The organism is Caenimonas sp. SL110, assembly GCF_001044395.1.
In the GTDB taxonomy this organism is placed as follows: domain Bacteria; phylum Pseudomonadota; class Gammaproteobacteria; order Burkholderiales; family Burkholderiaceae_C; genus Ramlibacter.
Genome location: NZ_JANU01000009.1, coordinates 177037 through 184158, shown reverse-complemented (window position 1 = coordinate 184158; position 7122 = coordinate 177037). Strand labels below are relative to the sequence as shown.

The 7122-nt window shown below is 64.3% G+C and carries 5 protein-coding genes; 1 reads left to right on the top strand and 4 read right to left on the bottom strand.

Translation table 11 applies throughout. The annotated features are described in order from the left end of the window. Positions 1-3762 (top strand): Calx-beta domain-containing protein (locus tag AQ12_RS21985; RefSeq protein WP_304413814.1); only part of this gene is annotated, 3762 nt, incomplete at its 5' end. A gap of 29 nt (positions 3763-3791) precedes the next feature. Here AQ12_RS21985 and AQ12_RS22945 read toward each other — a convergent pair. From AQ12_RS22945 to AQ12_RS06905, 4 genes are all read right to left on the bottom strand, one after another. Continuing rightward, entirely contained in the window at positions 3792-3944 is a 153-nt protein-coding gene (locus AQ12_RS22945; protein WP_161798989.1) for a hypothetical protein, read from the bottom strand. 143 nt (positions 3945-4087) lie between these two features. Beyond that, positions 4088-5062 carry a PAS domain-containing protein gene (locus AQ12_RS06915; protein WP_048439133.1) on the bottom strand — a complete coding sequence of 325 codons (975 nt, stop codon included), beginning with the start codon at positions 5060-5062 and terminating at the stop codon, positions 4088-4090. 98 nt (positions 5063-5160) lie between these two features. Then, positions 5161-5889, bottom strand: coding sequence for an ABC transporter substrate-binding protein (locus AQ12_RS06910; protein WP_048439132.1), 729 nt, complete (start codon positions 5887-5889; stop codon positions 5161-5163). Positions 5890-5958: 69 nt separating this feature from the next. After that, the gene (locus tag AQ12_RS06905; RefSeq protein WP_048439131.1) at positions 5959-7071 is read right to left on the bottom strand and encodes a Fic family protein; all 1113 of its coding nucleotides are present in this window, start codon (positions 7069-7071) and stop codon (positions 5959-5961) included. Positions 7072-7122 lie beyond the last annotated feature (51 nt).

Here is a 7122-nt window from a genome sequence, read left to right as displayed (position 1 = left end):
AGTGGCACCGGTAGTACTTCGACGGTTTACGTGAGCACATCGGCAGGCTCGGCCGACACGGCCGATTTCGCGGCCCAGTCCAAGAGCGCCGTGACTTTTGCGTCCGGCGAGACGAGCAAGACGGTGACGGTGGGCACCTACCTGGACGCTTCGACGGAAGGCGTCGAGTACTTCTGGCTGGACCTGTACAAGAGCTATGCAGATGCGGGCACTGGCAACTACTCGGCCTACGGCTCGGCCTACATCAAGGACGCCGTGGTCGCCAACTACGACTACACGGTGTCGACCACGGCCAACAGCTCTGGCAATGCAGTGGCCGAAGGCGGCAACGTGACCTTCACGATCACCCGCAGCGGCACCGGCTCGGCTTCCACCGTCTACGTGAGCACGTCCGAGGGTTCCGCCGGCAGCGGCGACTTCGCGGCCCAATCCAAGAGCGCGGTGAACTTCGCTACTGGCGAAACGAGCAAGACGGTGACGGTCGGCACCTATATCGATGGTGCAACCGAAGGCACCGAGTACTTCTGGCTGGACCTGTACAAGACCTACGCCGACGCGACCAGCGGCAACTATTCGAGCTATGCCTCGGCGTACATCAAGGACGCCGTGGTCACCAATTACGACTACACCGTGGCGGCCACCACGGGCAATGCGGGCGCGCCAGTGAGCGAAGGCGGCAACGTCACCTTCACGATCACGCGCAGTGGCACTGGCAGTGCGTCCACTGTGTATTACATGACCTCCACCGGGTCAGCCGACAACACCGATTTCGCGGCCCAGAGCAAGAAGACCGGCGTCAGTTTCGCTTCCGGCGAAACGACCAAGACCGTCACGGTCGCCACGTACGCGGATACCGCCACCGAAGGCAGCGAGTACTTCTGGCTGGACCTGTACAAGAACTTCTCCGATAGCACCTACACCACCTTTGCCTCGGGGTGGATCCAGGATGCGGTGACAACCGGGTACGACTACTCCGTCACGTCGAATGCGAGCAGTGAAGCCAGCGCCGTGCAAGAAGGCGGCAACATCACGTTCACCATCACGAGAAGCGGTACTGGCAGTGCTTCCACGGTGTACGTGGTGACGACGGCGGGATCGGCCGGGACGTCTGACTACGCAGCGCAAGGCAAGAAGCTGGCGGTGAACTTCGCGTCCAACGAAACCTACAAGACGGTCACGATCGCCACCTACACCGATTCCATCACCGAAGGCGCCGAGTACTTCTGGCTGGACCTGTTCGAGAATTCCTCGGACACCGAATACACCACCTTTGGCACGGCCTGGATCAAGGACCCGGTGGTCACCTCGGACTTCAGCTACGCCGTGACGTCGAGCGCGCAGGACTTCGCGGCCTACGAGGGCACCACCATCACCTTCACGGTGACGCGCAACGGTGTCGGCTCCGCGTCCACCGTTTACGTGAGCACTCTTGCCGGTGACGGCGCCAGCGGCGCCGGCAACAGCGACTACCAGGCCCGCAACCTGACGCCAGTGAGCTTCGGCACGAACGAGACGGTCAAGACCGTCACCGTGGCCACGACCCTGGACGCGCTCAGCGAAGTCACCGAATATTTCTACCTGCTGCTGTACAAGAACGCCACGGATCCCAACTACTCGTCTTACGGGTACGCCTACATCACCGACAACCAGGCGTTCGGCGCTCCAGCCACCAGCGCACCTCCGGAACTCGAGGCAGGCCCGCTCGTGACCGAGGCCGTGACAGCGGCTTACCCGGGCCATTCGCAGCGCGAGTTCGGCAACGACTTCGCATTCGCGGTCCTCAATGAAGACGGTTCTGTCGTCACCTGGGGCAATCCGGCCAAGGGCGGCGACAGCAGCGCGGTCGCAGCGCAACTGAACGGCTACACCGATGTGGCCCAGGTGTTTTCGACCGAGTCCGCGTTTGCCGCATTGCGTGCCGACGGTTCGGTGGTGGCCTGGGGTGATCCCGACGCGGGTGGCAGTCTCGGCGCGGCCGCTGCACAACTGAACGGGCAGATCGCGGTCACCTCGATCTCGTCCACCAGTTCTGCTTTTGCCGCGCTGCGCACGGACGGCTCGGTGGTCACCTGGGGCTATGCCGGTTACGGCGGCGACAGCAGTGCGGTGGCGAGCCAGCTGAACGGCGCAACCGACGTGACAAAGATCTTCAGCAACGGCTCCGCGTTCGCAGCCTTGCGCACCGATGGCTCGGTCGTGACCTGGGGCTTCGCCGATTTCGGCGGCAATTCCAGCGCGGTCGCCTCCAGCCTGAACGGCGCAGTCGATGTGGTGCAGGTGCAGTCCACCAACTCCGCATTTGCCGCGCTGCGCACCGATGGCAGCGTGGTGACCTGGGGCAACAGCGCCGATGGCGGCTCGGCAGGAGCCAAGGCCTCGCAGCTCGATGGCACCACCGACGTGGTCAAGCTGTACGCGACTGCATCGGCCTTCGCTGCACTGCGCGCTGATGGCTCTGTTGTTACCTGGGGCGGAGCCAACGGCGGCGGCGACAGCGAACTGCAGGCGGGCGAGCTCGACGGGCTGCCGCTGGTCACCTCGCTGGCCGCAACCAGTTCGGCATTTGCTGCAATCCATGCAGACGGATCGGTGGTCACCTGGGGCAGTGGGGATGGCGGGGGCAACAGCTCGGCTGTAGCGGCCGCGATCAATGGCACGACCGATGTCACGGCGCTCGCCGCCACGACGCTTGCGTTCGCGGCGCTGCGCACCGATGGCTCTGTGGTGACCTGGGGCTATGCGGGCTTCGGCGGCGACAGCTCGGCAGTCGCGTCGTCGCTCAACGGCGCGACCGATGTGGTCCAGATCACCGGCAATGACAAGGCCTTCGCGGCCCTGCGTGCAGACGGCTCGGTCGTGACCTGGGGCGATGTGCTGGCCGGCGGCGACAGCAGCTCGGTGGCTACGCAGCTCAACGGAACGACCGATGTGGTGCAACTCTTCGCCACGGCGTCGGCCTTCACCGCGTTGCGCGCCGACGGGTCCGTCGTGGTGTGGGGCGATTCGGCGTATGGCGGCAATTCAGGCGGCGTTACCGCAGCGCTGGACTCGGTGGTGTCCGTGGGCAACATCGGCCAGAACGACAACTACCTGGACAGCGCCGTCAAGACGCTGCAAGGCGGCTCGGGCGCGGACACGCTGGTCGGTGCCTCGGGCGCGGATGTATTGACGGGCAACGGCGGCAACGACTTCCTGTTTGGCAGCGGTGGCAACGACAACCTGAACGGAAGCGCCGGCATTGACGTCGTCGGACTTGCAGGGCCCAGGGACCGCTATGTCCTGGCCAATGGAACCACCACGGCGACGATCACCGACAGCTTTGGTTTCGAGGGTGTCGACAGCCTGTCGAACGTCGAGCGGCTGTCATTCTCGGATGCAAGGATTGCCCTTGACCTGGCCGGCAATGCAGGCTCGGCGGCGAAGCTTTTGGGTGTGCTGTTCGGCAGCGCTGCGGTTTCAGTGCCGTACTACGTGGGCATCGTGATGGGGGCGCTGGACCTGGGCCTGCCCTATGAAGACCTGATGGCGATTGCCATCGATGTATTGCCCGATCACAGCAATGCCGGTCTGGTCAACGCGGTCTACTACAACCTGGCCGGCTTCTACCCAGACCCGGCAACGCTTGCCGAGTACACCGGACTGCTGGACGCCCAGGTGGTGACACAGGCGCAATTCGCAGTGATCGCAGGTGACCTGTCTTACAACACGGACCGGATCGACCTGGCCGGCCTGGCGCAAACCGGGCTGGAGTACTCCCTGTAACCCCGACGCACCCCGCCAGAAGCAGGGTGTCAGGCCGCCATGATGCGGTGGGCTTTGTCGGACAGCTCTTTTTGCCGCAGCATGATGCGGGGCAGGTCCGGGTGGAGCGGGTTGATTTCACGCATCGCCCAGCTGTAGAACGCCTGAGCGATGGTCACATGGATGAGGTTGAGGACTTTCATGCCTCTATATTGGGTGCCCGTCCACGGTTGTGCTGTAGGCAGGCCGCGTGAGCGATCGCACCGGTTTGCCGACACCGCGTGTCGGACATTGATGTAACAGTTGTAGGCGCAATGCCGGGGCCACAGCGGCAACAGCCCCGGTTTCAGGCTTTCGTCATCCCCAGTTTCGACTTCAGGCTCAGGATCTCGCGGCGCAGCGTGATGCGCTCGGTGTCGTCGCGGATGCAGAACGTCATGCCTTCTTCCGAAGGCCAGACCTTGAAGTAAACCCAGATACCCAGTGGCGGATAGAACTTGGTGAACTCCACCGGGTGGCCGTCGCGCACGGCATCCATGCACTTTTCAATGAACTTGCCGCCCGCGGTTTCGGGAAACTCGGCCAGCATCGACCGCCCTGCGACCTGATCGCGCTTGCGGCGCAGGATTCGCTCGGCCACCGGGTTCAGGTAGATGAAGCGCCACTCGTGGTCCAGCAGGATGAAGCCGTCGGTCAGGCTCTCCAGGGTGCGGGTGAAGCGTTCGGCCATGCGCCGGACTTCGTCGGTCACGGCCTTGGCCTTGCTCACATCCTGGATCGCCCCGCGCACGTGCGTGATGCGCCCTTCGAGGTCACGCTCGGCCTCACCGATGGCGCGAATCCAGACCGTGCGCCCCTTGGCTGTTTCCAGCTGCAGTTCCAGGTCGAACGCAGCGCCAGTCTGGGCGCATGCTTCGAAGGCGGTGGTGAGCAGGTCCTGTGAAGCCGGGACGTAGAACGCCATCGCGTCTTCGGTACCGGGGTGATAGTCGGCATCGACTTCGTGAATCGCCTTGACCTCGTCCGACCAGGTCCAGGACATGGTGGACAAGTCGACGGCCCACGCACCGAGCCGGCCCGCGTTGGCAGCCATGCGCAGCAGGGCCTGCGTCTCGCGGATCTGCTGCTCGGACATCCAGCTGTCGGAGACGCCCCCGCTCACGCCGAGGTAGCCCCGGTAAGTGACGCCGGGGGTCCAGTAAGGGCTCTGTCCCGGCTCGGGCACTGCACCGCGCTGGGGCCAGAAGCGCCGCAAGGCAGCAGCGACACCGCGAGCGATGCCGGGTTGGTGCTTCATGGGTAACACGTTCGCCTGGGACATGGGTCTTTTCCTTCCAGAGCGGCTTTGCACGTGCAATAGCCGTGCCACGTTCCGCGGTGGATGCCCGATCGTGGTCCGGCATGACAGCCGAAAGCGAACTACGCGGGCGCGACTGCGGCGCCTTCGATCCGGTGGCGGGCCAGTGCCTGCGCGACGAAGCCGCTGGCCTTCATCTCCTGCACATAGGCCGAGAGCTCGGCTGCTGCGGCCTCACCGCGGCTGCGCGGACAACCCATGGCCTGCTGGATCACCATGAAGCGGCCTGGCAGAAGCCGCATGCCGCCCAGCCGCGCGGCATCGGCTTCGAGCTGCTGCTTCACGCCGGCGGCAACGTCGGCGTGTTGTGCAAGGAAGGTGTCGACGACAGCAGGCGAGGAGGGCGCCCGCACCAGCGTGGCGTGCCTGATCTCGCGAGACAGGTACAGGTCGTAGGCACTGCCCTGTCCGACCACCACGGTGCGGCCTTGCGTGTCGACCTCCTCGTTGGCTTGCAACGGCGAATCGCTGCGAACCATGTAGCAGCCTTCGATCAGCACATAAGGCGGCGTGAATGCGATGTGCTCGCCGCGCTTGGGGTCGATGGCGAAAAAGCCGATGTCGGCGCTTTGCGTGGTGACAGCAGCGACCGATGCGGCTGCCGTTTCAAACACCACGAGGTCCAGCGGGACGCCCAGGCGCTGCGCGAAACCGCGCGCCAGGTCGACCGACACGCCTTGCGCAGAGCCGTCCGCGGCGCGCGATGCGAGGATGGGATTGCCCAGGTTGATGGACGCACGCAGGCGTCCGGTGGGGCAGAAAGCCGAGGTGATTTCGGGTGCGATGGTCATGGGCGTGATTCTGCTATCGGTTGGGATTGGCTGTCATGCGGACTTAATCCGCAATCCATGCCTTCGCAGTTACGCCAATTCATAACTGGTGCTTCGACCACCTGAATCCGACTTTTTCAGCACGCCACGCACCAGCAGTTCGTTGATGTCGCGCAGGGCCGTGTCTGCCGAGCATTTCGCAAGCGCCGCCCATTTGCTGCTCGTGAGTTTTCCTTCGAAGCCGTCGAGCAGGCGATTGAGCACCTTGATCTGCCGGTCGTTCATCGGCACGTCGGACCAGCGTTGCCACAGGGTGGCTTTGGTGAGCGTCGCGTCCAGCGCAGCGTCGGCGGCCCGGTGCGCGCGCAGCAGGCACGCAAGAAACCACTCCAGCCAGAGTGTGGCGTCCATCGTGCCTTTCTGGGTTCGCTCCAGCAGCTTGTAGTAGTCGCTGCGCTCGCGCTGGATCTGCGCCGACAGGCTGTAGAAGCGCTCGCCCGAACGCTCGGCTCGCGCCAGGGCCATGTCACCGATCGCGCGTGAGATGCGGCCGTTGCCATCGTCGAAGGGATGCAGCGTCACAAACCACAGGTGCGCCAGGCCCGCCTTGATCACGCCGTCGTCGAGCGCGTCTGCGTTGAACCAGGTCAGAAAAGAATTGATTTCTGCCTTCAGGCGCGTGGCCGGGGGCGCTTCGAAGTGGACCTTCTCCCTGCCCAGGGCACCCGAGACGACTTGCATCGGCCCGCCTGCGTCATTTCGCCACGTACCGGTGCGAATTCGCGCGATGCCGCTGCGGCCCGTGGGAAACAGCGCTGCGTGCCATCCGAACAGGCGCTCTGCTGTGAGGGGCTCGGCGTGATTGGCGGTGGCGTCGAGCACCATCTCCACGATGCCGTCGACGTGGCGGTCTGCGGGAGCCAGCGCTCCGATATCGACGCCGAGCCTGCGCGCGAGCGATGAGCGCACGGTGTCGGGGTTGAGCAGTTCGCCTTCGATTTCGCTGGTTTTCAGGACGTCATCGGTGAGCGCCTGCAGCGAGATGCCACCCCGCGAGGTCAATCCCAAAGTGGTGAGACGACCCAGCAAATGACCTTGGGCTTGATGCACGTCAGCCAGGAGCCGGGCGAGCGCAGTCCGGTCGACCTGCCATTGCGGCCAGTCCGGGCGCTGCCAGATATAGCGATATTCACCGCGTTTCATGCGGAGATTGTACGGTTAATCACCGCATGGGGGCTCATATTCTCCGCAATA